Below are 25,509 nucleotides of genomic sequence, written 5' to 3'. Positions count from 1 at the left end.
CTATCCAGTCCCGGCGCCCCGGCGGACCGTGATCCTTGAAGTCCGCGTACGGTCCGTGAACCATACGGAGAACGAACGGGCTCGGGGGACGGGCTCGGAACGACGAGGGGTGCGGCACCATGCCGGAGGTCTGGCCGCTGGTCGGGCGCTCCGCCACGCTGTCCTCGATCGTCCATCTCGCCCAGACCCGGCAGTGCGCCGGGGTGATGCTCGTGGGTCCACCCGGAGTCGGGCGCACTCGTCTAGCGCGGGCGACCCTGGCCGCCGTCGTCACCACGGACAGTGCTCGCTGGTCGCCGATCTGGGTCATGGCGAGCCGGTCCACCCAGGACATCCCCCTCGGGGCCATGAGCCACCTGCTGCCGCGCATGGACGCGGCGCCGGACGGCGAGGCGGCCCTGACCGGTCACCTGCTGCACGAGGCGCGGCTCGCGCTGCGACCCGAGCCCGGCGCGGGCCAGCTGATCCTCGCCGTGGACGACGCCCACGTCCTCGACACCACGTCGGCGGTGCTGCTCCAGCAGCTCGCCGTGTCCGGCGACGCCTTCGTCGTGGTCACCGCGCCGACCGGTCTCAGCGTGCCGGACCCGATCTTCACCCTCTGGAAGGAAGGGCTGATCGACCGCCTCGACATCCAGGAGTTCGACCGCGTCCAGAGCGACCAGCTGGTCGCCCGGGCCCTCGGCGGGCACGTGGACGGCGCGGCGCTGCAGCGACTGTGGCGCTACTCGCTGGGCAACGCGCTGTTCCTGCGCGAGCTCGTCGACGGCGCCCGGGAGATCGGGACCCTGCGTCAGAACGGGGCGGTGTGGCGCTGGGAGGGCGAGTTCGAGCCCTCGTCACGCCTGGTGGAGATGGTCGAGGCCCGCATGGGCTCGCTGGCGGCCCCGGAGCGCGACCTGCTGCGGCTGCTGGCGTTCGGGCAGCCGCTGGGCAGCGAGGTGGCCGCCGAGCTCGTGTCGCCCTCGGTGCTCGCGACGCTGGAGCGCCGGGGGCTGGTCGAGTCGGTCCGCGAGGGGCGGCGGGTCAACGTCCGCCTCAAGCACCCGCTCTACGCCGAGATCCTGCGCCAGCAGGCGACGCCGCTGCAGGAGCGCCAGGCCTACCACCGCCTCACCCGGGCCATGGAGGCCCACGGCACCCGCCGCGGCGAGGACCGCAGCCGGCTGCTCGGGTTCCGCGTCGGCCAGGGCGAGGAGGCCGACCCGCACGAGCTGCTGGCCGCGGCCCGGGACGCGGCGTCCGCCGACTCGGGGCTCGCCGACCAGCTCTTGCGCGCCGCCGCGGAGTCCGGCGGCACCGTCGACGTGCGCCACCAGCTGGCCCGCGCCCTCGTCGCCGCCGACCGCTTCCCCGAGGCCGAGGCGGTGCTGGCCGAGGTCGCCGCGCGCCCGGAGATGGCCTCGGCGCCGCCGGCCCAGCTCGTGGCCTCGGCGCTGATCCGGGTGCCGAACGCCTACTGGGGCCTGCACGACGTCGTCGGTACCCGCGACGTCCTGCACGCGCTCGAGCGCACGATCCCCGACGGCGCCGCCCCGGACGGCGTGGCCTGGCTGCGGGCGGTCCTCGCGCTGCTCGACGGCCAGCCGCGCGCGGCGCTCGAGCGCCTCGAACCGCTCCTCGCCGGCGACCCCGACGACACCGACGACCCCGGGCGCCGCGGGGTCCACGTCGCCGCGCTCTCGGTCGCCGCGTTCGCGAGTGCTCGCGCGGGCGCGCTGGGGCGCGCCCGGGAGCTCGTCGCCCGCGGCCTGCCGATGATCGAGCGCGACGGCGACCCGAGCGGGGGCTGGCTGCGCTTCGGGTTCGTGACGGCGTCCTGGTACGCCGACCTGCAGGCGGGCGACCTCGACCGCGCCGAGCAGCTCGCCCGCGACTGCTACGCGGAGGCGCTGGCCCAGGGCCTGCGCACGCCGATGGCCATCTACGCCACGTGGCAGGGGATCGTGGCGGGCCGCCGGGGCCGGGTCCAGACCGCCGCGCGCTGGCTGCGGGAGGCGGCGGCGGCCGTGTCCGCGTCCCGCTTCTGCTTCGCGGTCCCGCTGGCCGCCGAGCTCTCGGTGGCGCTCGCCGCCTCCGGTGAGCTCATCGAGGCGCGCACCGTGCTGGCCACCGCCGACGACGTCCCCGGCGGCGGGCTGTTCGCGGGCTGGCAGACCGCGGCCCGCGTCTGGCTCCTGGGCGTCGAGGGCCGCGTGTCGGCCGCGACCGAGGCGGCGGTCGCCGCCGTCGCCGCCCACGACGACCCGGGCCACCGGCTGCAGACCCTGCACGCGGTGATCCGGCTGCGGGCCACCGGCGTGGTGGCCGACGAGCTCGAGGTCCTCGCCGCCGACCTCGACGGCGCGCTGCCCGCGACGATGGTCGCCCACTCCCGGGCCCTCAGCGCCCGCGACGGCGCCACCCTCGACGAGGTCGCCGCGCGCTTCGAGCAGCTCGGCGCGCTCCTCCTGGCCGCCGAGACGGCGGCCCAGGCCTCGGCGGTGCACCGCTCGGACGGCAGCACCGTGGCGGCGCGGGGGGCGGCCGCGCGCTCCCGCGCCTGGGCCCAGGAGTGCGAGGACGCGCGCACCCCGGCGCTCGGGCTCCTCGAGGCCTCCACCGAGCTGACGCGCCGCGAGCTGGAGATCGCCTCGCTGGCGGCCACCGGCCTCACCAGCAAGGCGATCGCCGAGCAGCTGGTCGTCTCGGTGCGCACCGTCGACAACGTGCTGCGCGCGGTCTACGCGAAGCTCGGCGTCTCCGGGCGCGGGGAGCTCTCGCAGGTCGTGGGCCTGCACGCCACCCGCTGACCGCGCCCCGTCAGGGGCAGCACCCCGTGCCGCCGTCGGTCGTGCCACTGCTCGTGCCGTCGGTCGTGCCGTCCGTGGTGCCGTCGGTGGTACCGGTCCCCGGGTTCGGGTGGTGCGGGTTGCTGGTGCGCTCCGACGTGCGCTCCCCGTTCCAGCCACCGCCGCCGCCACCACCGCCGCCGCCACCGCCGGAGCCGCTCCCGCTGGGTGCGCGCCGGGCCTGGCCGTCGCCCTGCTGGGTGCCGCCCTGGGACCCGGCGGGCTCCTCGGCCACCGGCTCGGCGGGCGGGACCACCGCGGGCGGCGGCGCCACCGACGCCGGGGGCGGGGCGACCACGGAGGCCCCCGCCGGCGTCGAGGAGTCGGCCGACGCGACCCGGTAGACGTAGGTGCCGCCGCCGGCCAGCAAGGCGATCAGCAGGGCGGCGCCGACGGCCAGGGGCACGCGTCGGCGCGTCGTCTTCTCCGGCTCGTCGGCGCCCTGCAGCGAGGGCGCCGGGATGCCCGCCACCGGGGTGCCCACCGGCATCGGCCCGCGGGCCGGCCCCGTCCGCGGGGCGCCCTGCATCATCGTCGTGGTGCGCGCGCCGGCGGCCGCCGGCACCGCCCCGGAGGGCGGGCCGGTGCGCCGCGGCGGCGGCATGTTCGCGGGGCGCTGGAAGGTCCCCGAGGACGGGCCGGTCATCGGGCCGACCACGGTGGTGGCGGCCGCGGCCGTGCGCCGCACCTGGGGACCGGTCGACCCGCCGGGGGCGCCACCCCCGTGGACGTACTCGGTGTGCGCCATCCCGGCCGCCCCGAGGACGATCGCGTGCTTCGGGTGGGCGTCGACCGCGGTCGGGCGTCCCAGCTCCGCGGACACCATCTGGCCCACGAGCGGGATGCGCGACGAGCCGCCGACCAGCAGCACGGTGGTCAGCTGCTCGGGGCGCACGCGTGCCGAGTCGAGCGCGCGCCGCAGGGACGCGATCGTCGCCGAGATCGACGGGCGCACCATGTCCTCGAACTCGCCCCGCGTCAGCCGCACCTCGGTCTGCAGCGAGGGCAGCATCACCGGGATGGTCGTCTCGGTGTCGGCGGAGAGCGCCTCCTTGGCCAGCACGCAGTCCTGGCGCAGCCGGATCACCGCGCTGGTCGCGCGCGGGTCCGACGGGTCGAGCTGGGACACCGGCCCGCCGAGCACGCGGTCGACGTGCGTGAACACCGCCTCGTCGAAGTCGATGCCGCCCAGGCCCTCGATGCCCTCCGGGGTCCCGAGCAGCTCGAACCCGTTGCCCGACGTGCGCAGCAGCGTCGCGTCGAAGGTGCCGCCGCCGAGGTCGTAGACCGCGACGGTGGCGCCGTCCTCCAGGCGCTCGTTGGTGGCGTAGTGCGCCGCGGCCGCCTCCGGCTCGGTGATCATCTGGACCTTGCGCAGGCCGGCCTGGCGCGGGATCTGGTCGAACAGCTCCCGCTTGTACGGACCCCAGTTGGCGGGGTGGGTCAGCGTCACCACGTCGGGCATCCCGCCCTCGCGCTCGCTGACCGCGCGGACGACGTCGCGCAGCTGGTGGGCCATGAGGTCGCCCGCCGCGTAGGGCGAGCCGCCGAGGATCAGCGGCATCGGGTCGCCGAAGCGCCGCTTCACCTCGCGGGCGACGCGGTCGGGCTCCGTGGCCGCGCGGCGCTCCGCGGCGTCACCGGTGAGGACGGCGCCGTCCTCGCGGATGAGGATCACCGAGGGCACGGCGGCGGCGCGATCCCCGAGGCTCGCCATCTCGACGCGACCCGCCCGGTCGACCGCAGCGGCGGTGAAGGTGGTTCCGAGATCCACGCCGAGTCCGTAGCCCACCGGGTTCTCCTTTCTCGCTCACGCTGTCGTTCGTCGGGGTGTGTGTCGGGGTGTCGGCCGCGGATCGCCGTCTACACGGCGAGGTCGCTCGCGTCGGGCGGGTCGTTACCGGCGTCGTCGCCGGCATCGGGGGTGTCGGCCTCGGGGACGGGCCCCGGATCGGGCTCGCCCGGGGCGTCCCCGGGCGGGACGAGCTCCGGGGAGCCGACGGGGTCGAGCCGGTCGTCGGCCGGCTCCACGGGATCCGCCGTCGGCCCGGTGGGTGTCGGGCTCGCCGGTCCGGCCGGCGGCGTCCACGCGGGATCGTCGACCTCGTCGGTCGGCGCGGGGTCCTCGGGCGCGGGCTCGCTGATGCCGTTGACGCTGCGGTCGTAGCTCACGGTGTCGAGCGAGAAGCTGCCGTCCGGGTTCTCGACCACGTGCACCTGGCCCCGCTCGTGGATGAGCAGGTCGGTCTCGCGGGCGGGGGGCTCGGGCACCGCGGCGTGGTGGTGCTCCTTGAAGACGTAGTCCTGGCCGGTGTCGTCGGAGATGATCAGATACTGGAAGGCGTCGACGTTGTACATCGCGTCGGCCCCCTCGTTGACCACCACGTCCTGGTACATCTCGACGGTCAGCCAGTCTTCGCCGACGCCCTGGGGGTCGAGCACGCGGAAGGACTCGGCGAGCGCCGGGGCCTCGCCGCCGGGCGGAACGTCGACGGTCGCGTGCGCCACGGGCGTCACGGCGGGGTCGCCGGGGGCCGCCGCGGCGTCGACCTGGCTGCCGACGGCGATCGCCATCCCCAGTCCCGCGCCGGCCTTGGCCGCCCGCCGGGCGACCTCGCGGATGTGCGCGGGCGCCTCCGCCCCGTTCTCCTTCGCGCTGCGCAGCCAGTCCGGGATCACGCCCCGGACGTCGCGCTTCGCGGCCTCCCAGAGATGCGCGGGCATCCCGGGCGGCACCGCGCCGGGAGCCCGCACCGTCATGCCACGAGTCTCGGGCGGGGCGGGGCGGGGGTCATGAGCAACCACTACTCGGTTTCCGGTGCGCTCCGGTGACGTCCTGCTCATGGCGATCGGTCACCAGGAGCCGAGCGCGCCGACGAGCAGGCCCTCGCACGTGCGCACGAGGACCCGGGACGCCTGCCGGACGTCGCGCGCCGACGCGGGGTGCTCGGCGCGGCGCTGCCACTGGGTGAGGGCCGCCCGCGCCACCCGCTGCATCTCGGTCGGCGGGGTGTCGGGCTCGACGCCGAGCCGCTGCCAGATCTCGACGCCACCGCCGCCCAGCAGGCGCTCCGCGGACTCCCGCTCGGTGTCGGTGAGCATGAGGGAGCCGACGCGGATGCCGTCGAGGAGGCGGACCTCGGCGAACTCGTGGGCGCCCGACGTGACGATCTCGAGGTCGTGCAGCAGGTGCTGCGCCGCGGGGACCGGGTAGCGCCGGATGGCGGACTCCACGGCGAGCAGCGCGGAGCGGGCCTTGAGCACCTCGGCGCGCCCGGCGAAGCGGCTCAGCAACGCCTCGCGCAGGGGCTGCAGGCCGCTGCGGGTGAGCAGCTCGCGGGACAGCGCGCCCGCGGTGCCGGCGACGCCGGTGTAGCGCAGGCGCACCGAGAGCCGGATGCCGAACAGGCCGAAGCGGTCGAGGAGGGCCGCGCGCCGGGCGGGTGAGAGGTCGAGGTCGGGCATCTCGCGGTTCGCGAAGCGGGCGGCGGTGAGCAGCATCTGCTCGACGTCGTCCTCGGGGGCCTCGGCCAGCATCTCGATGGCCCGGAACTCGTCCTCGCGCAGGGTCGCGGCGGTCGAGGCGAGCAGGCCCGCCACCGGCACGACGGTCTGGCACAGCGCCTGGACGCGGGGGTCGACGCGGTAGCGGTCGGCGACGCGGGCGGCGCTCTCGAGGGCCTCGGGGCGTCCGTGGCCCACCTCGTCGGCGCGGGCCAGCACCCCGATGGTGTTGATCGGCCGGCGCTCGGTCGGGTCGTCGCGGAACGTCTCGAGGAACCGGACGTCCGACGTGTGGATGTGGCGCATGAGGTAGACGACCGCGTCGGCGGCGCTCGGGCCCCCGCCCGGCTCGTTCAGCGCGGTCTCGGTCCGGCGGGAGAGCTCGGTCGACAGCGAGTCCATGCCCGGGGTGTCGATGAGCGTCATCGTCTTGAGCGAGGGCGAGGGCCAGTCGACGACCAGGCGATCGATGTCCTGTGCGCGCATCCCGCCCAGGTCGCTGTCCAGCAGACCGCCGGACGGTCCGGGCGGGAGCTGGCGGGGCGGGCCCTGCCGGGGATGCGCCATGACCCGGTAGGTGTGGCCGTCGCGGTACCAGGTGACCACCCGCGTGCACTCGCCCGCGTCGGTGGCCGCGAGCTCCTGCCCGACCAGCGCGTTGAGCAGGGTCGACTTCCCCGACTTGATCCGGCCGGCGATCGCGACCCGCAGCGGCTCCTCGAGCCGGGCGGCGGCCGCCTGCAGGCCGGGCTGCGCGGGCCCGCCCGCGTAGATGCCCAGGGCCTGCTGCACGAGGCCCCGCACGCGGGTGAGCAGCGGGGCCGGCGGCGGGGTCTGCGGCGGGAACTGCGGGGGTGCCTGCGGGAACGGGGCGGACGGCGGGAAGCCGCGCGGCGGGCCGCCGGGACCGGGTGGCATCCCGCCCGGACGTCCGGGCGGCCCGAACCGGCCCGGCTGCCCCGGACCGCCGGGCGGCGTCCCCTGCGGCCGGGGACGTGGCCGGTCACCGGGATGGTTCACGTCGCGGCCTTCGCGGCCGCGGCACCGGCCGGCACCGCGGCCGCACCCGCCGACAGGCCCGCCGCGCGGGTGCGCTCGAGGTGTGCGGAGAGGTCCTCCACCCGCGCCTTGAGGCTGGCCAGGGACTGGAGGTCGGTCTCGGCGCGGGAGCGGGCGCCCGTGTCCGACTCGCTGCTCTTCGCCGCCTCCTGCGCCGCGGCGAGCGCCTCCGTCGCCGAGCGCTGGAGCTCGGCGACCCGCTGGGACCACGAGTTGCGCAGCTCGCGCTGCACGTGCCGGATCGCGTCCCGCGAGTCCTTGCCGAAGTGCATGTTGAACTCGTCCACGAACCGGCGCACCGCGGTCTTGCCCTCGGAGCGGCGCTTCTCGAGGGCGCGCTTCTGCTCCTCCTTCCAGCCCATCCGGCCGAGCAGCAGGCCGGGGATGACGCCGACCGCCATCGGCACCGGGAGGCCGGTCATGCTCAGCAGCATGTTGAACATGAGGAAGCCGCCGTAGGACTTCTGGAACGCGGCCATCCCGGCGCCCTTGGCCTTCTTCTCCGCGAACTTGGCGTCGGTCGTGAGCCCGTCGAGCAGCTCGATCGGCGCCGCGACCTCGCGGGCGCGCACGACCTGCGACTCCGCGATGTCGAAGTGCTGCCCGACGGAGATGGCGACCTCCTTGGCCCGCTTCACGAACAGGCCGTAGTTCTCCAGCGCCTCCCCGGCCAGCCGCTGGCGCAGCCACGCCTCGAACTCCTCCCAGTTCTTCGCGGGGTCGCCCTCGTCGATCGACTTCTCGGCCTCCTGGACCACGACGCGCGTGCGCTGGCGGAGGTCGAAGTCGATGTCGGAGGAGATGTCGGCGAACCCGTCCTGGAGCACCGTCTGCCACTTCGACGAGCGGTCACGCAGGGCGTCGGCCCGCTCCTTGGCCTTCGTGAGCTCCTCGAGCAGCGCCGCCGACTGCCGGGGGTCCGCGAGGGCGGCCAGGCGGGCGCGCGCCACGACCTCCATCTGCTCGACCGAGGAGTGCACGTGCGTGATCGCCGCGTCGAGGGCGAGCCGCTCCCCGCGGGAGACCACCTCGTTCAGCTTCGCGATGAGGGCGGGGAAACCGGACTCGTTGTTGAGGTCCTTGCTCATCGTGGTGGCCGCGAGCGAGCGCACCTCCGACGACACCGCCATCGACTCGATCTCGATGCCGGCCCGCTGCAGGTGCTGGCGGTCGCGCTCGAGCATGCGGTCGGCGTGCGGGTAGAGGTCGGTCTTCGTGAGCACGAACAGCACCGTCGGGCACAGCTCCTGCACGGTGCGCAGGAACGACACCTCGCTCTCGGTGAGCTCCTGGGAGCAGTCGCTGACGAAGAGGACGGCGTGCGAGCGGGGCAGCGAGCTGATCGTGGACGCGTTCGAGACGGACCCGATGCCGCCCACCCCGGGGGTGTCCACGAGGACCAGGCCGTTGGAGAGGATCGGCCGGTCGAGGCCGACGGTGACGCGGCGGACGTTGCGGCTGTTGCCCGGGTTGCCGAACTCGGAGGCGTACTGGGCGACGTCCGAGGGGGCGATCGTCTCGTTCCACCCCGCCCCCGACGCGCCGGCGGTCGGTTCGAAGACCGCGCTCGCGGTGAGGGCCTTGGCGTAGCGCACCTCGGTCAGCACCGCGGTGGCCACGTCGTCGTCGACGGGACAGATGGGGGCGGTGAGCAACGCGTTGATCAGCGAGCTCTTGCCCTGCTTGAACTCGCCGACGACGTGCACCGTGATCGACGAGTCGCCCAGGATCTGCTTCGCGCCCCGGAGCCGCGCGACCAGGTCGTCGCGCTCGTAGGCCTGCGCGCCCTTGATCGCCATGTCGATGGTCTCGGTGGCGTGGCGCGCAGCGGCGCTCTGCTTCTTCTGCTGCTGCTGGACCGCCATGCCCTCTCCTCTCCCCCGTCCCGGGCCCCAGCCTCCGCCACCCGGGGCGTGATCGTCATGAGTAGCGACTACTCATGTCTGTCCGGTGCCACGCGCACGACGGTCCGGCACGGTCGCCTCGACCGTGCCGGACCGTCGCGGTGGTCCTCGGTGGGACGTGGATCAGCCGTCGGAGAAGTCCGAGCCGCCCCCGCTCGAGCCGCCGTCGGACCCACCGCCGTCGGAGCCACCGCTCGAGCCGCCGCCGTGGTCCCCGCCGCCGCTGGACTCGAAGCCACCGCCACCGGACTCGAAGCCGCCGCCCGAGTCGAAGTCGCTGCCGCCGCCGCTGCCGGCGCCGACGGTCTCGAGGACCGGCTGCTCCTCCTGCTGGGTCTCCTCGAAGCCGCCCGAGCCCGAGCCCGACTGGTCGTCGATCGGGTCCGGGCCGGCCGAGCCGTCGTCACCGCCGGTGCCCGGGCCGTGGAAGACCAGGTCGCCGTCGTCGGGCGACGTCTCGCCGATCGGCTCCTCGTCCACCGGCGGCTCGTCGATCGGCGGGGTGTCGTCGATGTCCGGCGGGGTCGTCTCGCCGGTGTCGGGCGGGGTCGTCTCGCCGGTGTCCGGCGGGGTCGTCTCCCCGGTGTCCGGCGGGGTCGTCTCGCCCGTGTCCGGCGGGGTCGTCTCGCCCGTGTCGGGCGGGGTCGTCTCGCCGGTGTCCGGCGGGGTCGTCTCCCCGGTGTCCGGCGGGGTCGTCTCCCCGGTGTCCGGCGGGGTCGTCTCCCCGGTGTCCGGCGGGGTCGTCTCGCCCGTGTCCGGCGGGGTCGTCTCCCCGGTGTCGGGCGGCGTGGTCTCCCCGGTGTCGGGCGGCGTGGTCTCCCCGGTGTCCGGCGGGGTCGTCTCCGGGTTCTCCGGGGGCGCCGGGTGGACGACCGGCAGGCCGTCCTCGTCGATCGGCGGGAGCGGCGGGACCACCACGGGCGGGACGGGCGCCGGGTGGGGGTGGGTCTGGTACCACTCGTCCGGGTCCGGGCAGTGCGGGGGCCGCGGGGCGTCGGGGCAGTAGTCGGGGTTGTAGCCGTCGGGCCGGTGCACCGGGTGGTAGCAGTCCGGGTTGTAGTGCGGGTGCCAGCAGTACGGGTTCTGCACCGGGTGGAAGCCCCACGGGTTGTGGACCTCGTGGTAGCAGTGCGGGTTCCACACCGGGTCGTAGTCGTAGGGGTCGCAGTAGTGGCCGGACGGGTGCAGGTGGTCGTAGAGGTAGCCGCAGTCGGGGCCGCAGTAGGTGGCGTGCGCGGGGCAGTTGTAGTCCCGGGGCAGGCAGCCCTGCTCGATGTAGGTGCCGCAGCTGTCGTAGGGCGGGCAGTCGGGCTTGATGTCGCCGCTGCCGGGCGGCCAGGGCTGGACGGGCCAGCCCGGCTCCGTCTCGTCGGGGGTGCTGCCGTCGGTGCCGTCGGTGCCGTCGGTGCCGTCCGTGCCGTCAGGGGCGCCGGGCTCGGTGCCACCGGGGGCGCCGGGCTCGGTGCCACCGGGAGCGCCGGGGGCGCCGGGGGTGGTGGTGCCGCCGGCCGGGACATCGATGTCGCTGGCCGGGTCGCCCGCCGGTTGGGTCGGGAGATTCGTGGGGCTCACGGGAGTGGTCATGGCGGTCTCGTTCCGTTCCGGGAAGGACCGGTGTGCCGGCCCGCTGTCTCGGTCTGGGCACAAGACTGCTGGGGTCGGCACTCTCCGTCATGAGCAGCGCATTACTCGATGACCACCCCGGTTGCTCGGGGATTACTCGGTCCCGCGCGACGAACGCGCACCGGGACGGGCCGAGGGCATGAGTAGCGGGCGGGGACGCGCACGTCCACTACTCGGTCGAGCCCTGACCTGCGGGTTCCGGTCAGCCGGGACCGCGGCGCAGGCGGCCGGCGGGGGTGTCGGCCGTGTCGTCGGCCTGGTCGTCTGCTCCCTCGTCCGCCGCGGCGTCGTCCCCGGCCACCACCGACGGCGTCTCCTTGGCGTGGATGACGAACCACGCGACCCAGCCCGCGACGGCGACGCCGACGAAGCTGACGAGGCGGTAGAGCAGCACCGCCGCCAGGGCGGGACGTGACGGGACCCCGCCCGCGACCAGGGCGGCCAGCAGCGCGCCGTCGACCAGACCGAGGCCGCCGGGCAGGAACGCGGCGCTCGACGCGGCGGTGGCGGCGGCGTAGGCGACGAGGACCAGCGCGAGCGTCATCCCCCGCGCGCCGACGGCGGCGCAGCAGGCCGCGAGGCACGCGATGTCGAGGATCCAGTTCGCCAGCGCGGACGTGCCGACGACGAGGCGGCCCTTGCCGCGCAGCTCGATGAACTGGAGCGCGGCGATCTGCTCGGCGAGCTCGGGGACACCGGTCTCGCGGGGCTTGCGGCGCACCCGGTTGACCAGGCGCAGCCCCCACGAGCCGGCCGTGACGAGCAGACCCGGCCGTTTGGCCACCACGATCACGCCGGCGCCCAGCGCGGCGACGCCGACGACCTGCAGCACCAGCCAGGGCAGCGAGGTCGGGCGGCCGCCGACCACGAGCGCCGAGCCGAAGGCGATCGCGGCGAGCGCCAGGCTGGCGGCGACGCCGCCGGCGACCATCGTCCACGTCGTGGCGGGTCCGGTCGCACCCCACGCCCGGCGCCGCTTGTAGGTGTAGGCCGTCGACAGCGCGGCCCCGCCGGGCACGGTGAGGTGCAGCGCGTTGGCCGCGAGCGTGGCCATCGTGACCGCGCCCAGCGAGACCCGGACCGCGGCGGCCACGAGCAGGCGGTGGTGCAGGATCGAGAAGGCGACCAGCGCGCCCGCCTCGCACGCGACGGCGACGGCGACCCACATCGGGTCGGCGCCGATCAGCGCCGCCCCGGCGTCCTTGACGGTCGGCCACACGATGACGATGCCGGTGGTGATGGCCGCGGCCACGACCAGCGCGGTACCGATCCTCAGCAACCTGCGGGTGCGCGGGGAGGCGCCCGTCAGTCCCGCCGACGCGGTGGTCACGGTCGCGCTCACCCCTTCATCATCCTCTTGCCCGGACGTCCACCGATGGGTGACCGATCACGTCGGGCCCCACGCGTGGGCGCCCGCGGTGATCGACCGACCGGTGTCCGGTCGGCGACGAGCGGTCCCACGGGTGCAGCGGTGACATGCTGCCCGATGACCTCGGCGCCCGGACCGCGCCCCCGTCCCCTCGAGGAGGAGCCCGCATGAGCCGCCGCGTGGACAGCGATCTGCTGCTGGTCGGGAGCCTGCCCGTGGACTCCACCGACGAGGGGTTCCGCCGGGGCGCGGAGCTGTTCGCCGACCGCGTCGCCGCCCTGCCCGACGGGGAGTCCGGCGCCCGCGGCGCCTGGGTCGGCTACGACCGCACGACGCTGCTCGAGCCCCATCCCGACATCACCGTGCTCGCCCCGACCGGGTCGCCGACGGGCCGGGCCCGGCATGCCTACGACACCGCGCGGCTGACCGTCCGCGACGGCGTCGAGGGCCTGCGGTTCGACGCCTGGCCGCGCGTCGCGGAGACCCTCGCGTCCTGGGAGCGGTTCGCCGCGCTGCGCGCCGAGGGCGTCATCCCGTCCCACCTGCGCTTCCAGGTCGGGCTGCCCTTCCCGTCGAGCGTGTTCACCGGCGCGTTCAAGGACGCCTACGCCCGCGACTGGGCGCTCGTCGGGCCGGCGCTCGAGGACCTGTGGGCCCGGTCGATCGACGAGCTGCTCGCGGTGATCCCGGCGGCCGACCTGGCCCTGCAGTGGGACCTCGCCTACGAGGTGATCGACATCGAGGGCGTGGTCGGGTGGACCGAGGGGGACGCCTGGGAGCGCTTCGCCGGCCCGTGGTCGCGGCTCGCCCCCCGGGTGCCCGAGGAGGTCCTCATGGGCCTGCACCTCTGCTACGGCACGTTCCCCGAGTGGCCGATGTTCGAGGCGCGCGACATGAGCCTGATCGTGCGCATGGCCAATCACGCCGTCGCCCACGCGGGGCGCCCGGTCGACTGGGTGCACCTCGCGGGCCCGCGCTACCTGCGCAGCGAGGACGACCGCTTCTTCGCCCCGCTCGCCGACCTCGACACCCCCGACTCGCGGATCTTCCTCGGGATCGTGCTGCCGATCGACGGCGAGGACGGCCTGCGGCGGCGCCGGACGACCGCGTCGCGGCACCTCGCCGACTTCGGCGTCGCGCAGTACTGCGGGATGGGCCGCCAGCGTGGCGAGGATCCCGCCGCGACGCTGCGCGAGCACGCCGCGGTGGTGGCCGCCGTCCTCGGCTAGAGGGCAGGATCGGGCCCGTGGTCGGGATCGTGGAGGTGAGCCCGCGCGACGGGCTCCAGAACGAGCGGGCGCTGCTCGAGACGGGCGCGAAGATCGAGCTGATCGAGCGGGCCACGGCGGCCGGCGCGCGGCGCATCGAGGCGGTGTCGTTCGTGCACCCGAAGCTGGTGCCGGCGATGGCCGACGCCGAGGCGGTGATGGAGGGCCTGCACCGGGCCGACGGCGTCTCCTACATCGGGCTGGTGCTCAACCGGCGTGGCTACGACCGGGCGGTGCAGGCCGGCGTCGACGAGGTCAACGTCGTCGTGCCCGCCTCCGACGGGTTCGCCAAGGCCAACCAGAACTCCTCGACCGAGGCGCTGACCGAGGTCGCCGAGGAGGTCCTCGCCGAGGCCGCGGGACGTGACCTGTTCGCCTCGCTGACGATCGCGACGTCGTTCGGGTGCCCGTTCGACGGCGAGGTCGACCCGGACCGGGTGATCGAGGTGGCCCGCCGCGGGGCGGCCGCCGGCGCGCAGGAGATCGCGATCGCCGACACCATCGGCGTCGGCGTCCCCACCCAGGTGCGGACGCTGCTCGACGGGGTGCGCGCGGTGGCCCCGGACGCGCTGATGCGCGCGCACTTCCACAACACCCGCAACACCGGCTTCGCCAACGCCGCCGCTGCGCTCGAGTGGGGCGTCGACTGGCTCGACTCCTCCAACGGCGGCATCGGCGGCTGCCCGTTCGCCCCGGCGGCCACCGGCAACATCGCCACCGAGGACCTCGTCTACCTGCTCGACCGGATGGGCCACCCGACCGGGCTCGACCTCGAGGCCCTGCTGCCCATCGCCGGGTTCCTCTCCGACCAGCTCGGCTACACCGTCCCCGCCCTGCTGCCGCGCGCCGGCACCTTTCCCGGCTGAACCCCCACGCCGACAGGAGAACCATCGATGAGCGAGCTCGAGCAGCTGTCCATGTTGATCGGCGGGAAGCCGACCGGAGCGATCTCGGGGCGGACCTTCGCCACCGAGAACCCCTACACCGGCGAGCCCTGGGCCGAGATCCCCGACGGCGGCACCGAGGACATCGACGCCGCGGTGGGGGCCGCCCGCGCCGCCCTCGACGGCGAGTGGGGCCAGATGACCGGCTTCGCCCGCGCCGCGCGGCTGCGCAAGCTGGCGGAGCTGATCGGCGAGAACGCCGAGCGGCTGGCGCGCCTGGAGGTCAACGACTCCGGCAAGCTCTACCGCGAGATGCTCGGGCAGCTCCAGGGCCTGGGCGGCTGGTACCACTACTACGCGGGGCTCGCCGACAAGATCGAGGGCGCGCAGATCCCCTCGCCGAACCCGAACTACCTCGTCTACACCCGCCGCGAGCCGGTGGGCGTGGTCGCGGCGATCACCCCGTGGAACTCGCCGCTGCTGCTGATGAGCTGGAAGGTCGCCCCGGCCCTGGCAGCGGGGTGCACGATCGTCATCAAGCCCTCGGAGCACGCGCCGGGCTCGACGCTCGGGTTCGCCGAGCTGATCAAGCAGGCCGGCATCCCCGACGGCGTGGTCAACGTCGTCACCGCCAACTCCGGCGAGGTGGGCGCGCACCTGGCCGCGCACCCGGGCGTCGACAAGGTCGCGTTCACCGGGTCGACCGCCACCGGGCGCAAGGTGGCCGCGGCCGCCGCGGAGAAGCTGCACCCCGCCACGCTGGAGCTGGGCGGGAAGTCGCCGCAGGTCGTGTTCCCCGACGCCGACCTGCAGGCCGCCGCCAACGGGCTCGTCGCCGGCGTGTTCGCGGCCACCGGGCAGACGTGCATGGCGGGCTCGCGGCTGGTGGTGCACGAGGACGTGCACGACGAGCTGGTGCGCCTGGTCGCCGAGCGCGCGTCGCAGATCAAGCTGGGCGACCCGTTCGGCGAGGACACCGAGATGGGCCCGGTGGCCAACCGGATGCAGTACGAGAAGGTCGTCGGGTACCTGTCGACGGCGCGCGAGGAGGGCGCGACGATCGAGTACGGCGGGTCGTCGGAGGAGTCGCTGGGCGGCTACTTCGTCCAGCCCACCGTGCTGTCGGTGAAGCCGACCGACACGGTGTTCCGCGAGGAGGTCTTCGGCCCCGTGCTCGCCGCGGTGACGTTCACCGACGAGGACGACGCGATCAAGCTCGCCAACGACACCCCGTACGGGCTGGCGGGCGCGGTGTGGACCAAGGACGTGCACCGCGCGCACCGGGTGGCCGCGAGGATCAAGGCCGGATCGGTGTGGATCAACGCCTACCGCGTGGTCGCGCCGAGCGTGCCCTTCGGCGGCTTCGGCGACTCGGGCATCGGGCGCGAGAACGGCGTCCACGGCATCGACGCCTACCTCGAGACCAAGGCCGTCTGGGTCGAGCTCACCGGCGGCACCCGCGACCCGTTCACGTTGGGCTGATGCTCCGCACGTGAGTGGAATGGGTCGTCATGACGACCCATGTCACTCACGTGCGCGCAGCGCATCGCGACAGGAGCGGGTCGAGGCGGAACGGGACGAGCTGGCGCATCACCAGCGCCGTGGACGTCCGCTCGACGCCCGGGACCGCGAGCAGGCTCCCGGCGATCGTGTAGAGCGCGTCGGCGTCGCGCGCCACGACCTGGACGAGCAGGTCGTCGTCGCCGGCCAGCCCCACCACCTCGACCACCTCGGGGACCCGGGCGAGCGCCTCGGTGACCTCGGCGAGCCGGCGCTGGTCGACGCGCGTGGTGACGTAGGCGCGCAGCGGGTGGCCGAGCGCCGCGGGGTCGATGCGCCGGGCGAAGTCGCCGAGCACGCCCCGGCTCTCCAGACGGGTCAGGCGTGCCTGCACGGTGTTGCGCGCGAGGCCCAGACGTTCGGCCAGCGCGACGACCGTGGCGCGCGGCTCGTCGCCGAGAGCCTGCAGCAGCCGGGCGTCGACCGGGTCGACGACGGTTTCGGGACCGTCCATCCTGCTCATCCCTGCCTCGGTCGTCGACGTCCGGGTGATCATAGTGCGTGGTCGCGTACCGGTCACTTGCGCAGTTCGACCCCATGACGAACGCTTCGAGCACCGATTGTGCGACCGGAGGCCCTCGATGACATCCACGCGTCCCGCACCCGCACCGCTGTCCGGCCAGGAGCCGGAGCGGGAGGCGCTGCAAGCGGTGGAGGACCGGGTGCTCTGGCTCGCCACCGCGATCGTCGACCACGCCAACCGCGTGCGCCCCAACCCGAGCGGGCTCAAGGTCGGCGGCCACCAGGCGTCGTCGTCGTCGATCGTCTCGATCATGACCGCGCTGTGGTTCCACACGCTGCGCCCCGAGGACCGGGTGTCGGTCAAGCCGCACGCCTCGCCGGTGCTGCACGCGATCAACCACCTGCTCGGCGAGCTCGACGCGTCGTACCTGACCTCGCTGCGCGCCGCGGGCGGCCTGCAGTCCTACCCCTCGCGCTCGAAGGACCCCGACCCCGTCGACTACTCCACCGGCTCGGTCGGCATCGGCGCCACCGCCCCGATCTGGGGCACGATCGCGCGACGCTACGTCGACGGGCTCGGCGGGACCGCCGGGTCGGGGCGGCAGTTCTCGCTGGTCGGCGACGCGGAGCTCGACGAGGGCGCGGTGTGGGAGGCCGTCCTCGACCCGATGGTGCGCGAGCTCGGCGAGGTCTGCTGGATCGTCGACTTCAACCGCCAGAGCCTCGACCGCGTCGTCCCCGACATCTCCGCCACCCGCCTGCACGGCCTGTTCAGCGCCGCGGGCTGGCAGGTCATCACCGTCAAGTACGGGCGCCTGCTCGCCGAGCTCTACGCCCGGCCCGGCGGCGAGGCGCTGCGCCGGCGCATCGACGAGATGACCAACCCCGAGTACCAGCGGCTGCTGCGCTGCACCCCGCTGCAGCTGCGCGAGCGCCTGCCCGGTGACGGGCCGGACGCCGAGGCGGTGGCGGCGCTGCTGCGCGACGTCGACGACGGCGCGGTGCACGCGGCGATCCGCAACCTCGGCGGGCACGACCTCGGCGCGCTCGCCGACGCCTACGACGCGATCGACGACACCCGCCCCACGGTGATCTTCGCCTACACGGTGAAGGGCTACGGACTCGCGACGCAGGGCCACCCGCAGAACCACTCCAGCCTGCTCACCGAGACCCAGATGCGCGCGCTGGCCACCGGGCTGGGCACCGACCTCGACGACCCGTGGGCGCCGCTGCCCGACGGCCCGGCGAAGGACCTGTGCCGGGCGACGGCGGAGCGCCTGCACCGCACGCCGGTCACCCCGGCTGCGCCGCCCGCGGTCCCCGACGACCTCGAGCGCACCCCCACCGGCACCGGCCACACCCAGCAGGCGCTGGGCCGCGCGCTGCTCGACCTCACCCGCTCGGCCCCCGAGGCCGCCCGCCGCGTCGTGACGGTCAGCCCGGACGTCACGTCGTCGACCAACCTCGGCGGCTGGCTGAACAAGGTCGGGTCGTGGTCACCGCACGAGCGGCGCGACTGGTTCGCCGACGACGCCGAGACGATCCTGCACTGGCACGAGCTGCCCAGCGGGCAGCACATCGAGCTCGGGATCGCCGAGACGAACCTCGTGGGGATGCTCGGCGAGCTCGGCGCCACCTGGTCGCGCTGGGGCGAGCCGCTGCTGCCGATCGGGGTGCTCTACGACCCGTTCGTCTCGCGCGCGCTCGAGCCCTGGGCGTTCGGCATGTACGCGGGCGGGCAGTCGATCCTCGTCGGCACGCCGTCCGGGGTGTCGCTGGCGCCCGAGGGCGGCGCCCACCAGTCGATCACCACGCCCTCCATCGGCCTGGAGCAGCCCGGCTGCGTGGCCTTCGAGCCGGCGTTCGGCGTCGAGGTCGGCTGGTGCCTGCTCGACGGGCTCGGCCGCCTCGGGCGCCCCGGCGGCTCGTCGACCTACCTGCGCCTGTCGACCGTGCCCGTCGACCAGAGCCTCGCCGCCGTCCCCGCCGACCCCGCCGCACGAGCACAGCGCCGCCGCGAGGTCGTCGCCGGCGCGTACCTGCTGCGCCGTGCGCCGGGCACCCCGCAGGTGACGATCGCGGTGATGGGCCCGCTGGTCGGCCAGGCCCTCGCCGCCGCCGACCGCCTCGGCGAGCAGGGCGTCGGCGCCGACGTCGTCGTGGTGACCAGCCCCGACCGGCTCTTCCGGGCCCTGCGCGCCCGCACCGCGGCGACCGGGCCCACCGAGCCCGCCCCGAGCTGGATCCTCGACGCCGCCTTCCCCGCCGACCGCGCGGCGAAGCTCGTGACGGTGCTCGACGGCCACCCGCACACGCTCGCGTTCCTGGCCTCGGTCCACGGCGCCCGCGCGGCACACCTGGGCGTCACCGACTTCGGCCGGTCCTCGGACCTCGCCGACTCCTGGGCCCACCACCACCTCGACGCCGACGCGATCGTGGCGGCCGCCCTGGCCTGAACGGCGCAGGGCTTCGGTGTCGGTCGGTGTCAGCGGCGTGGCGTCGCTGACGCTGAGCGTCCGTAACGCCACGCAGACGACCGGGCGAGCGTGGTCCGGTCGGCGCAACGGGTACCTGTCGGGGTCCACAGTCCCGACAGGGAGGCCCCGGTGCTCGACTGGCTCGCGGCGCCCGACCACGTCACCGCCCGCTGGGTGGTCCAGCACCTCGTCGCGCTCGTCTACGTCATCGCGTTCACGGTCGCGCTCGCCCAGTTCCGCCCGCTGCTCGGCGAGCGCGGGCTGACGCCGATCCCCCGGTTCCTGGCGCGCACGACGTTCCGGCGCCACCCGAGTGTCTTCCACCTGCGCTACTCGGACCCGCTCTTCCGCGTCGTCGCCGGCACGGGCCTCGTCCTCGCGCTGGCCGCCCTGGCCGGCGCCACCGACGTGCTGCCGCTGGGCGCGGGCATCGCGCTGTGGGGCCTGCTCTGGGTGCTCTACCTGTCGATCGTCACCGTCGGCCAGGTCTGGTACGGCTTCGGCTGGGAGTCGCTGCTGCTCGAGGCCGGGTTCCTCGTGACCTTCCTCGGGCCCGCCGACGTCGCCCCGCCCGCGCCGATCCTCTGGCTGCTGGTCTGGCTGCTCTTCCGGGTCGAGTTCGGCGCCGGCCTGATCAAGATGCGCGGCGACCCCTGCTGGCGCGACCTCACCTGCCTCGAGTACCACCACGAGACCCAGCCGCTGCCCGGCCCGACGAGCTGGTGGTTCCACCGCCTGCCCCGCCCGCTGCACCGCGTCGAGGTCCTCGCCAACCACGTCACCCAGCTCGTCGTCCCGTTCCTGCTGTTCTTCCCCCAGCCGGTCGCGTCGATCGCCGCCGCGGTCGTCGTCGTGACCCAGGGGTGGCTGGTGAGCAGCGGGAACTTCGCCTGGCTGAACTTCCTGACCATCTCGCTGGCGTTCGCGGCGGTGGACGACTCCTGGTGGCGGCTCCCGCTCCCGGTGCCCGGCCCGCTCCCGTCGTGGTTCGCCGTCGTCGTCCTCGCGGTGACGCTGCTGATGCTCGCGCTGTCGGTGTGGCCGGTGCTCAACATGGCCAGCGGCCGCCAGCTGATGAACGCCGGGATCACGCCGGTGCACCTGGGCAACAGCTACGGCGCGTTCGGGTCGGTGACCCGTGAGCGCGAGGAGGTGGTCCTCGAGGGCACCGACGACCCCGACGGTCGCGACTCACCCGACGCGGCCGTCTGGCGCGAGTACGACTTCCGCTCCAAGCCCGGCGACCCGTACCGCCGCCCGCCGCAGGTCGCGCCCTACCACCGGCGGCTGGACTGGCTGATGTGGTTCGCGCCGCTCGCACCGCGCATGGCCCGCAGCTGGCTGCCGGCGCTGCTCGACCGGCTGCTCGAGGCCGACGCGCCGACCCTGCGCCTGCTGCGCCGCGACCCGTTCGACGGCGAGCGCCCCGCGTGGGTCCGCGCGCGGCTCTTCCGCTACCGCTTCACCACCCGGGCCGAGCGCCGGGAGACCGGGGCGTGGTGGCACCGCGAGCTGATCGGCGACTACCTGCCGGCGAGGACCCTGCCGCGGGAGTCGGCGGCGCCGTAGACGAGGCGGTGCCCGGCGCGGATGCCGGCGGCGTACACGCCCCCGAACCGGCCGGCCCGCGCCAGCGCCGCGCGCGCCGCGTTCGCCCCCGGCGCGCCGTGCACCGCGCCGGCCGGGTGCGCGGTGGCGCCGGCGAGGAAGAGCCCGTCGACCGGGGTGTCGGGCCGGCCGAGCCCCGGCGTCGGACGGAAGACCAGCATCTGGTGGATCTGCGCCGTCCCGGCCATGAGCGCGCCGCGGACCAGCGACGGGTCGCGGGCCTCGAGGTCGCCGGGGCGGGAGACGGCGCGGGCGACGACGCGGTCGCCGAAGCCCGGCGCGTGCCGCTCGATCACCGCCGTCATCCGCCGCACCTGCTCGTCCAGCTCGGCTTCGCTGTGCTGCCGGCCCTGCGGGAGGTGGGTGTACGCCCAGACGGACTCGGTGCCCGGGGGCGAGCGCAGCGGGTCGGACAGCGTCATCTGCCCGAGCAGCATGAACGGGGTCGCGGGCATGCGGCCGGTGGCGAGGTCGGCGCCGAAGTCGACGAGCCCCGCCGTGTCGCCGCCGAGGTGCACGGTGCCCGCCTCCCGGGGCTCCGGCGCCGTCCAGGGGATCGGCGACGACAGCGCCCAGTCGACCTTGAGGATGGCGTCGTCGAACTGGAAGCGGGCGAGGTCGTCGACCAGCCGGGCGGGCAGGTGCTCGTGCCCGACGAGGTCGCTGAACAGCGTCGGCGCGGGCACGTCGGCGAGCACCGCCCGCCGGGCGCGCACGAGCCCGCCCGCGGCGTCGACCGCCCCGACCGCGCGGCCGCCCTCGACGAGGACGCGGGTGACGGGACGGTGGCACTCGACGGTGCCGCCGCGCTGCGCGAGCCGGGCGACGAGCGCGTCGGTGATCGCCCGCGCCCCGCCCTCCGGCACCGGGAAACCGACGTCCTGGGCGAGCATCGAGAGCAGCCAGCCGAAGGCGGTGCTCGCGGTCTGGTTCACCCCGAGGTCGGTGTGCAGGGCGTTGCCGGCGAGCAGCACGCGCGCGCCCTCGCCGCCGAACTCCTCCTCGCCGAAGCGCGTCGCCGGCAGCAGCATCCGCCGCGCCAGCCGCAGCGCGTCCGGCCCCCCGAGCGTCCGCAGCACCCGCGCCGCGTCGCGGACCGGCGGGAACGGCCCGAGGAACGCGGCGAGCAGCGGCTCGCGCAGGCGCTGCCACTCGTCGGCCAGCCGGCGCCACGCGTCGCCGTCGCCGGGCGCGAAACGGTCCACGGACGCGGCGGTGACGTCGACGTCGCGCGAGAGCAGCACGCCGCGGTCGTCGGGCAGCACGTGCGCGAGCGGGGCCGGGGCGTGGCGCCACGCCAGCCCGTGGGCGCCGAGGTCGAGGCCCTGCAGCACCGGCGACGTGATGCCCATCGGGTAGAAGGCGCTGCCGAGGTCGCTGCGCCAGCCCGGGGCGGTGATCTCCTCGGTGCGCACCGCCCCGCCCGGCGCGTCGGACGCCTCGAGCACGCGGACCGACCAGCCGCGGTCGGCCAGCAGGTTCGCCGCCACGAGGCCGTTGTGGCCGGCCCCGACGACGACGGCGTCGACGGTCTCGGCGGCGGTGGTCAGGCGGTCGGCTCCGGTCACGTCGCCCAGGGTCCCCGTCCGACGACCATCGACGCGACCCGGGAGTGCTCCGTCCACCCCTGTGTCACATCGGGCGGAGGGAGCACCAGGGGCGATCTTGCTGTCGAGGGGTGCCGTCGAGCGCGCGGAACCCGGAGAATCCGGCGCATGAGCACCCGCCTGTGGCATCCGTTCTCCGACATGGCGGCCGTGGACGGCCACGAGTTCGTCGTCGACCGGGGCGAGGGCCCCTGGATCTACGACGAGGCCGGGCAGCGGTACCTCGACGGCTCCGCGAGCCTCTGGTACTGCAACGTCGGCCACGGTCGTCGCGAGATCGCCGAGGCCGCGATCGCCCAGATGACCAAGCTCGAGGCGTACTCGTGCTTCGCCGACATCGCGAACCGTCCGGCCCTGGAGCTCGCCGACCGCCTCGCCGCCCTCGCCCCCGTCGACGACGCGAAGGTCTTCTTCGGGTCGGGTGGCGCCGACGGCATCGACACCGCCGTCAAGATCGCCCGCAGCTACTGGCAGGCGCGCGGCGAGAGCCAGCGCACCCACGTCGTCTCCCGCGAGACCGGTTACCACGGCACCCACGGCTACGGGACCTCGATCACCGGCATCCCCCCGAACCGCGAGAACTGGGGCGTGCTGGCCGGTGAGAACACGGTCGCCCCGCTGCACGACCTCGACGGCGTCGAGAAGGTCTTCGCCGAGGTGGGGCCGGAGCGGATCGCGGCGTTCGTCATCGAGCCCGTGACCGGCGCGGGCGGGGTGCACCTGCCCGTCGACGGCTACATCGAGGGCGTCGCCGAGCTGTGCAAGCGCCACGGCGTGCTGCTGGTGATCGACGCGGTGATCTGCGCCTTCGGCCGGCTCGGCACCTGGTTCGGCATCGAGCGCTTCGGCGACATCCGCCCCGACATGATCACCTTCGCCAAGGGCGTCACCAGCGGCTACCTCCCGCTCGGCGGCGTGATCGTCTCCGGCGAGGTCGCCGCACCGTGGTGGACCACCCCGGGCGAGCGCACCCTGCGCCACGGCCCGACCTACTCGGGCCACGCGACGGCCTGCGCGGCCGGCCTCGTGACCCTCGACATCTACGAGCGCGAGAACCTCATCGAGCGCGGCCGCGAGCTGGAGACGCCGCTGTTCGAGGCGCTCGCCCCGCTCGTGTCCCACCCCTACGTCCACGAGGTGCGCGCCGGGTTCGGCTTCCTCGCCGCGGTGGAGCTCGAGCAGGAGGTCCTCGACACCGTCCCGGACGCCCCGAACGCCCTGCTGCGCGGCGCCCGCAAGGCCGGCGTGCTCGTCCGCGGGCTCGGCAAGGGCGTCGCCGTGTCGCCGCCGCTGGTGGTGGGCGACGAGGAGATCGCCCTGCTCGCCGACGGCATCCGCGCCGGTCTGGACTCCCTGCCCGTCCAGTCGCCGGTGCCGTCGGCACCCGGCGCGTGAGGAGGAGAGCGATGAAGACCCGTGTGGACCTCAACGCCGACGCCGGCGAGAGCCTCGGACGCTGGAAGCTCGGCCACGACAGCGAGCTGATGCCCCACGTGACCTCGGTGAACGTCGCCTGCGGCTACCACGCGAGCGATCCGGTGACGATGCGCGACTCGGTGCGCACCGCCGTCGCCACCGGCACCGCCATCGGCTCCCACCCCGGGCTGCCCGACCTCGTCGGGTTCGGGCGCCGGCGCATGGCGCTGCGCCCCGACGAGGCCGCGCAGCTCGTGCTCTACCAGACCGGCGCCCTGCAGGCGACGGCTCGCGCGGAGGGCGCCGAGGTCGTGCACGTCAAGCCGCACGGCGCGCTGTACGGCATGGCACTGACCGACCCGGACATCACGTCCGCGATCACCGAGGCCGTGCTGCGCCTCGACCCCGAGCTGCTGATCTTCTGGCTCGCCGGGCCGACCGCGGAGCTCGCCCGCTCGCTGGGCGCGACCGTCGCCCGCGAGGGCTTCGCCGATCTCGAGTACAACGACGAGGGGCACATCATCGTCGAGCCCGAGCCGAAGGCGAAGGACCCCGACGCCGTCGCGCAGCAGGCCGTGGACCTGCTCGAGGGGCACGTGACCTCGAACTCCGGCAAGCGTCTCGACGTCGAGGTCGACACCATCTGCCTGCACGGCGACCGGCCCAACGCGGTCGAGATCGCCGAGACGCTGGTGCGGCGTCTCGACGGCCTCGGGGTCGAGCGGGTCCCGGCGGTTCAGCTGCTGCGCGGCTGACGACGGCTACGACGGTCGGGAGGTCGCCCGCGCGCCCTCCGGGGACGGGCGGGGCGAGGGGATGGCACCGTCCGCCGACGCCCGGGCGACCAGCGCCTCGGAGGGCCGGAGCCGCATCTCGGCCCACAGCAGACGTGCGTACCGCTCGACCTGGCGCCTGGCCTCGACGACGTTGCCCTGCGCCAGGTGGACCTCGATCAGGGCTGCGTGGGCCGACTCCCGCAACGGCTCGGCCGCGATCGCCGCGTAGGCCGCGTCGAGCGCCGGGACGATCCGGCCGAGACGGCACTGCCGGTGGGCCAGGGCCTCGAGGGCGTGGATGCGGACCTGCCGGATGCGCTCGCGCTCCAGCAGCAGCCAGTCCTCCTCCCAGCCGGGCAGGAGGTCCGCGACGAGGTCCGCGATGGCGGTGTCGCGGGCCTCGAGCTCGCGCTCCGCGCTCAGCAGCCGATCGGCCTGCGCGAGGCTGCGCTCGACGTCGACCTCGACGTCCTCCCCGAGGTGCACCCGCTCACGATCGGCGTCGACGAGCCCGGCGTGCGCGCGACGGATCCGCCACAGCGACGTGCGCAGGCTGGCCTGAGCACGCTGTGAGGTGCCGTCGCTCCAGAGGAGCTCGGCGAGCGGCGTACGACGCAAGGGCGACCCGGCGGTCGGACGCGAGAGCGCCAGATAGGCCAGGACGCGCTGCGCATGCGCCGGCAGCAGCACCTCCTGCTGACCGACGTCGACGCGGAAGCCGTTGAGCAGGTGAACACGGAGGGTCGTGGGAGGCATGGCAACACGGCAACTCGTCCGCATCGCGAGCCCCCCGTCCGCAACATTCGCGACTGTCTGATTATCGACCGCCCGTCTTCATGAGCGTCAATCCACCGTTGCGTCGAACGGGGTGTTGACGGCGGCGGGCACGTCCGGGCTCGACAGTGCGGACCATGCAGTCCGAGCCGTGGCGCCTCGTCGTGGTCCGTGCCTGGCGGCACGAGGCCGGTGTGGCCGCCGTTCTCCTCGTCGCCGAGTCCGGCGCGCCGGCCCCGGTGCGCCGCGTCGCCGCCGGCTCGGTCGACGAGGCGTGCCGGGCCCTCGCGGTCCTGCTGCACGAATTGACGAGTGCACCCACGGGGCCGACCACGTCGGATTGACGCCCGCGACCACACACCCGCCGCATCCTCCGCCGCGAGCACC

General features: G+C 74.8%; 18 protein-coding genes. 9 read left to right on the top strand and 9 right to left on the bottom strand.

The window, feature by feature from the left end; genetic code table 11:
• The first annotated feature begins 119 nt into the window (after positions 1–119).
• The gene (locus tag ACFPK1_RS15875) at positions 120–2,792 is read left to right on the top strand and encodes a helix-turn-helix transcriptional regulator (protein ID WP_378021896.1); all 2,673 of its coding nucleotides are present in this window, start codon (positions 120–122) and stop codon (positions 2,790–2,792) included.
• A 10-nt stretch (positions 2,793–2,802) separates the two neighbouring features.
• Here ACFPK1_RS15875 and ACFPK1_RS15870 read toward each other — a convergent pair whose 3' ends face one another.
• The 6 genes from ACFPK1_RS15870 to ACFPK1_RS15845 form a co-directional block, all read right to left on the bottom strand.
• The gene (locus tag ACFPK1_RS15870) at positions 2,803–4,605 is read right to left on the bottom strand and encodes an Hsp70 family protein (protein ID WP_378021895.1); all 1,803 of its coding nucleotides are present in this window, start codon (positions 4,603–4,605) and stop codon (positions 2,803–2,805) included.
• 89 nt (positions 4,606–4,694) lie between these two features.
• Positions 4,695–5,591 (bottom strand): hypothetical protein, encoded by an 897-nt coding sequence (locus ACFPK1_RS15865; protein WP_378021894.1) that lies wholly within the window; start codon positions 5,589–5,591, stop codon positions 4,695–4,697.
• 93 nt (positions 5,592–5,684) lie between these two features.
• Positions 5,685–7,253: a dynamin family protein gene (locus ACFPK1_RS15860; protein ID WP_378021893.1), complete on the bottom strand. Its 1,569-nt coding sequence runs from the start codon at positions 7,251–7,253 to the stop codon at positions 5,685–5,687.
• 98 nt (positions 7,254–7,351) lie between these two features.
• Positions 7,352–9,259, bottom strand: a complete 1,908-nt coding sequence (locus ACFPK1_RS15855; RefSeq protein ID WP_378021892.1) for a dynamin family protein — start codon at positions 9,257–9,259, stop codon at positions 7,352–7,354.
• 162 nt (positions 9,260–9,421) lie between these two features.
• The gene (locus tag ACFPK1_RS15850; RefSeq protein ID WP_378021891.1) at positions 9,422–10,882 is read right to left on the bottom strand and encodes a hypothetical protein; all 1,461 of its coding nucleotides are present in this window, start codon (positions 10,880–10,882) and stop codon (positions 9,422–9,424) included.
• Between the two features lie 241 nt (positions 10,883–11,123).
• Positions 11,124–12,263 carry a lysylphosphatidylglycerol synthase transmembrane domain-containing protein gene (locus tag ACFPK1_RS15845; RefSeq protein ID WP_378021890.1) on the bottom strand — a complete coding sequence of 380 codons (1,140 nt, stop codon included), beginning with the start codon at positions 12,261–12,263 and terminating at the stop codon, positions 11,124–11,126.
• A 194-nt stretch (positions 12,264–12,457) separates the two neighbouring features.
• Between ACFPK1_RS15845 and ACFPK1_RS15840 the strand changes: the two genes are divergently transcribed.
• From ACFPK1_RS15840 to ACFPK1_RS15830, 3 genes are read left to right on the top strand one after another with little or no spacing between them, the layout of a single operon-like run.
• On the top strand, positions 12,458–13,519 hold the full coding sequence (locus tag ACFPK1_RS15840) for a hypothetical protein (RefSeq protein WP_378021889.1): 1,062 nt from the start codon (positions 12,458–12,460) through the stop codon (positions 13,517–13,519).
• Between the two features lie 17 nt (positions 13,520–13,536).
• Positions 13,537–14,424 carry a hydroxymethylglutaryl-CoA lyase gene (locus tag ACFPK1_RS15835; RefSeq protein WP_378021888.1) on the top strand — a complete coding sequence of 296 codons (888 nt, stop codon included), beginning with the start codon at positions 13,537–13,539 and terminating at the stop codon, positions 14,422–14,424.
• A 27-nt stretch (positions 14,425–14,451) separates the two neighbouring features.
• Positions 14,452–15,924 (top strand): aldehyde dehydrogenase, encoded by a 1,473-nt coding sequence (locus ACFPK1_RS15830; RefSeq protein WP_378021887.1) that lies wholly within the window; start codon positions 14,452–14,454, stop codon positions 15,922–15,924.
• A 46-nt stretch (positions 15,925–15,970) separates the two neighbouring features.
• Here the strand turns inward: ACFPK1_RS15830 and ACFPK1_RS15825 are convergent, their stop codons facing one another.
• Complete coding sequence (locus tag ACFPK1_RS15825) at positions 15,971–16,456, bottom strand: Lrp/AsnC family transcriptional regulator (RefSeq protein ID WP_378021886.1); 486 nt, start codon at positions 16,454–16,456, stop codon at positions 15,971–15,973.
• 127 nt (positions 16,457–16,583) lie between these two features.
• Between ACFPK1_RS15825 and ACFPK1_RS15820 the strand changes: the two genes are divergently transcribed.
• Complete coding sequence (locus ACFPK1_RS15820) at positions 16,584–18,920, top strand: transketolase-like TK C-terminal-containing protein (protein WP_378021885.1); 2,337 nt, start codon at positions 16,584–16,586, stop codon at positions 18,918–18,920.
• A gap of 150 nt (positions 18,921–19,070) precedes the next feature.
• Positions 19,071–20,510 (top strand): lipase maturation factor family protein, encoded by a 1,440-nt coding sequence (locus ACFPK1_RS15815; RefSeq protein ID WP_378021884.1) that lies wholly within the window; start codon positions 19,071–19,073, stop codon positions 20,508–20,510.
• Here the strand turns inward: ACFPK1_RS15815 and ACFPK1_RS15810 are convergent.
• Positions 20,465–22,117, bottom strand: a complete 1,653-nt coding sequence (locus tag ACFPK1_RS15810; protein WP_378021883.1) for a phytoene desaturase family protein — start codon at positions 22,115–22,117, stop codon at positions 20,465–20,467. The two genes, ACFPK1_RS15815 and ACFPK1_RS15810, sit on opposite strands and share 46 nt — an antisense overlap.
• A 147-nt stretch (positions 22,118–22,264) precedes the next feature.
• Here ACFPK1_RS15810 and ACFPK1_RS15805 point away from each other — a divergent pair, with 147 nt between their 5' ends.
• Together ACFPK1_RS15805 and ACFPK1_RS15800 are read left to right on the top strand one after the other, a co-directional pair.
• Entirely contained in the window at positions 22,265–23,551 is a 1,287-nt protein-coding gene (locus ACFPK1_RS15805) for an aminotransferase family protein (protein WP_378021882.1), read from the top strand.
• A gap of 11 nt (positions 23,552–23,562) precedes the next feature.
• A complete protein-coding gene (locus ACFPK1_RS15800; protein ID WP_378021881.1) occupies positions 23,563–24,327 on the top strand; it encodes a LamB/YcsF family protein in 765 nt (254 codons plus the stop codon).
• Between the two features lie 6 nt (positions 24,328–24,333).
• On the opposite strand, the gene ACFPK1_RS15795 is transcribed toward ACFPK1_RS15800, so the two are convergent.
• On the bottom strand, positions 24,334–25,104 hold the full coding sequence (locus ACFPK1_RS15795) for an AfsR/SARP family transcriptional regulator (protein ID WP_378021880.1): 771 nt from the start codon (positions 25,102–25,104) through the stop codon (positions 24,334–24,336).
• Between the two features lie 155 nt (positions 25,105–25,259).
• On the opposite strand from ACFPK1_RS15795, the gene ACFPK1_RS15790 reads away from it, so the two are divergent.
• Positions 25,260–25,466: a hypothetical protein gene (locus ACFPK1_RS15790; RefSeq protein ID WP_378021879.1), complete on the top strand. Its 207-nt coding sequence runs from the start codon at positions 25,260–25,262 to the stop codon at positions 25,464–25,466.
• The last annotated feature ends 43 nt before the right edge of the window (positions 25,467–25,509 follow it).

Source organism: Actinomycetospora rhizophila (assembly GCF_042657905.1).
Lineage (GTDB): Bacteria > Actinomycetota > Actinomycetes > Mycobacteriales > Pseudonocardiaceae > Actinomycetospora > Actinomycetospora rhizophila.
This window is presented reverse-complemented; position numbering and strand designations above follow the sequence as displayed.

What these genes read in the sequence shown, in the direction of transcription:
- ACFPK1_RS15840 (WP_378021889.1), top strand. Translation starts at nt 12,458, where the DNA reads ATGAGCCGCCGCGTGGACAGCGATCTGCTGCTGGTCGGGAGCCTGCCC.
- ACFPK1_RS15830 (WP_378021887.1), top strand. Translation starts at nt 14,452, where the DNA reads ATGAGCGAGCTCGAGCAGCTGTCCATGTTGATCGGCGGGAAGCCGACC.
- ACFPK1_RS15865 (WP_378021894.1), bottom strand. Translation starts at nt 5,591, where the DNA reads ATGACGGTGCGGGCTCCCGGCGCGGTGCCGCCCGGGATGCCCGCGCAT.
- ACFPK1_RS15820 (WP_378021885.1), top strand. Translation starts at nt 16,584, where the DNA reads ATGACATCCACGCGTCCCGCACCCGCACCGCTGTCCGGCCAGGAGCCG.
- ACFPK1_RS15805 (WP_378021882.1), top strand. Translation starts at nt 22,265, where the DNA reads ATGAGCACCCGCCTGTGGCATCCGTTCTCCGACATGGCGGCCGTGGAC.
- ACFPK1_RS15825 (WP_378021886.1), bottom strand. Translation starts at nt 16,456, where the DNA reads ATGGACGGTCCCGAAACCGTCGTCGACCCGGTCGACGCCCGGCTGCTG.
- ACFPK1_RS15875 (WP_378021896.1), top strand. Translation starts at nt 120, where the DNA reads ATGCCGGAGGTCTGGCCGCTGGTCGGGCGCTCCGCCACGCTGTCCTCG.
- ACFPK1_RS15860 (WP_378021893.1), bottom strand. Translation starts at nt 7,253, where the DNA reads ATGCCACCCGGTCCCGGCGGCCCGCCGCGCGGCTTCCCGCCGTCCGCC.
- ACFPK1_RS15855 (WP_378021892.1), bottom strand. Translation starts at nt 9,259, where the DNA reads ATGGCGGTCCAGCAGCAGCAGAAGAAGCAGAGCGCCGCTGCGCGCCAC.
- ACFPK1_RS15850 (WP_378021891.1), bottom strand. Translation starts at nt 10,882, where the DNA reads ATGACCACTCCCGTGAGCCCCACGAATCTCCCGACCCAACCGGCGGGC.
- ACFPK1_RS15795 (WP_378021880.1), bottom strand. Translation starts at nt 25,104, where the DNA reads ATGCCTCCCACGACCCTCCGTGTTCACCTGCTCAACGGCTTCCGCGTC.
- ACFPK1_RS15800 (WP_378021881.1), top strand. Translation starts at nt 23,563, where the DNA reads ATGAAGACCCGTGTGGACCTCAACGCCGACGCCGGCGAGAGCCTCGGA.
- ACFPK1_RS15790 (WP_378021879.1), top strand. Translation starts at nt 25,260, where the DNA reads ATGCAGTCCGAGCCGTGGCGCCTCGTCGTGGTCCGTGCCTGGCGGCAC.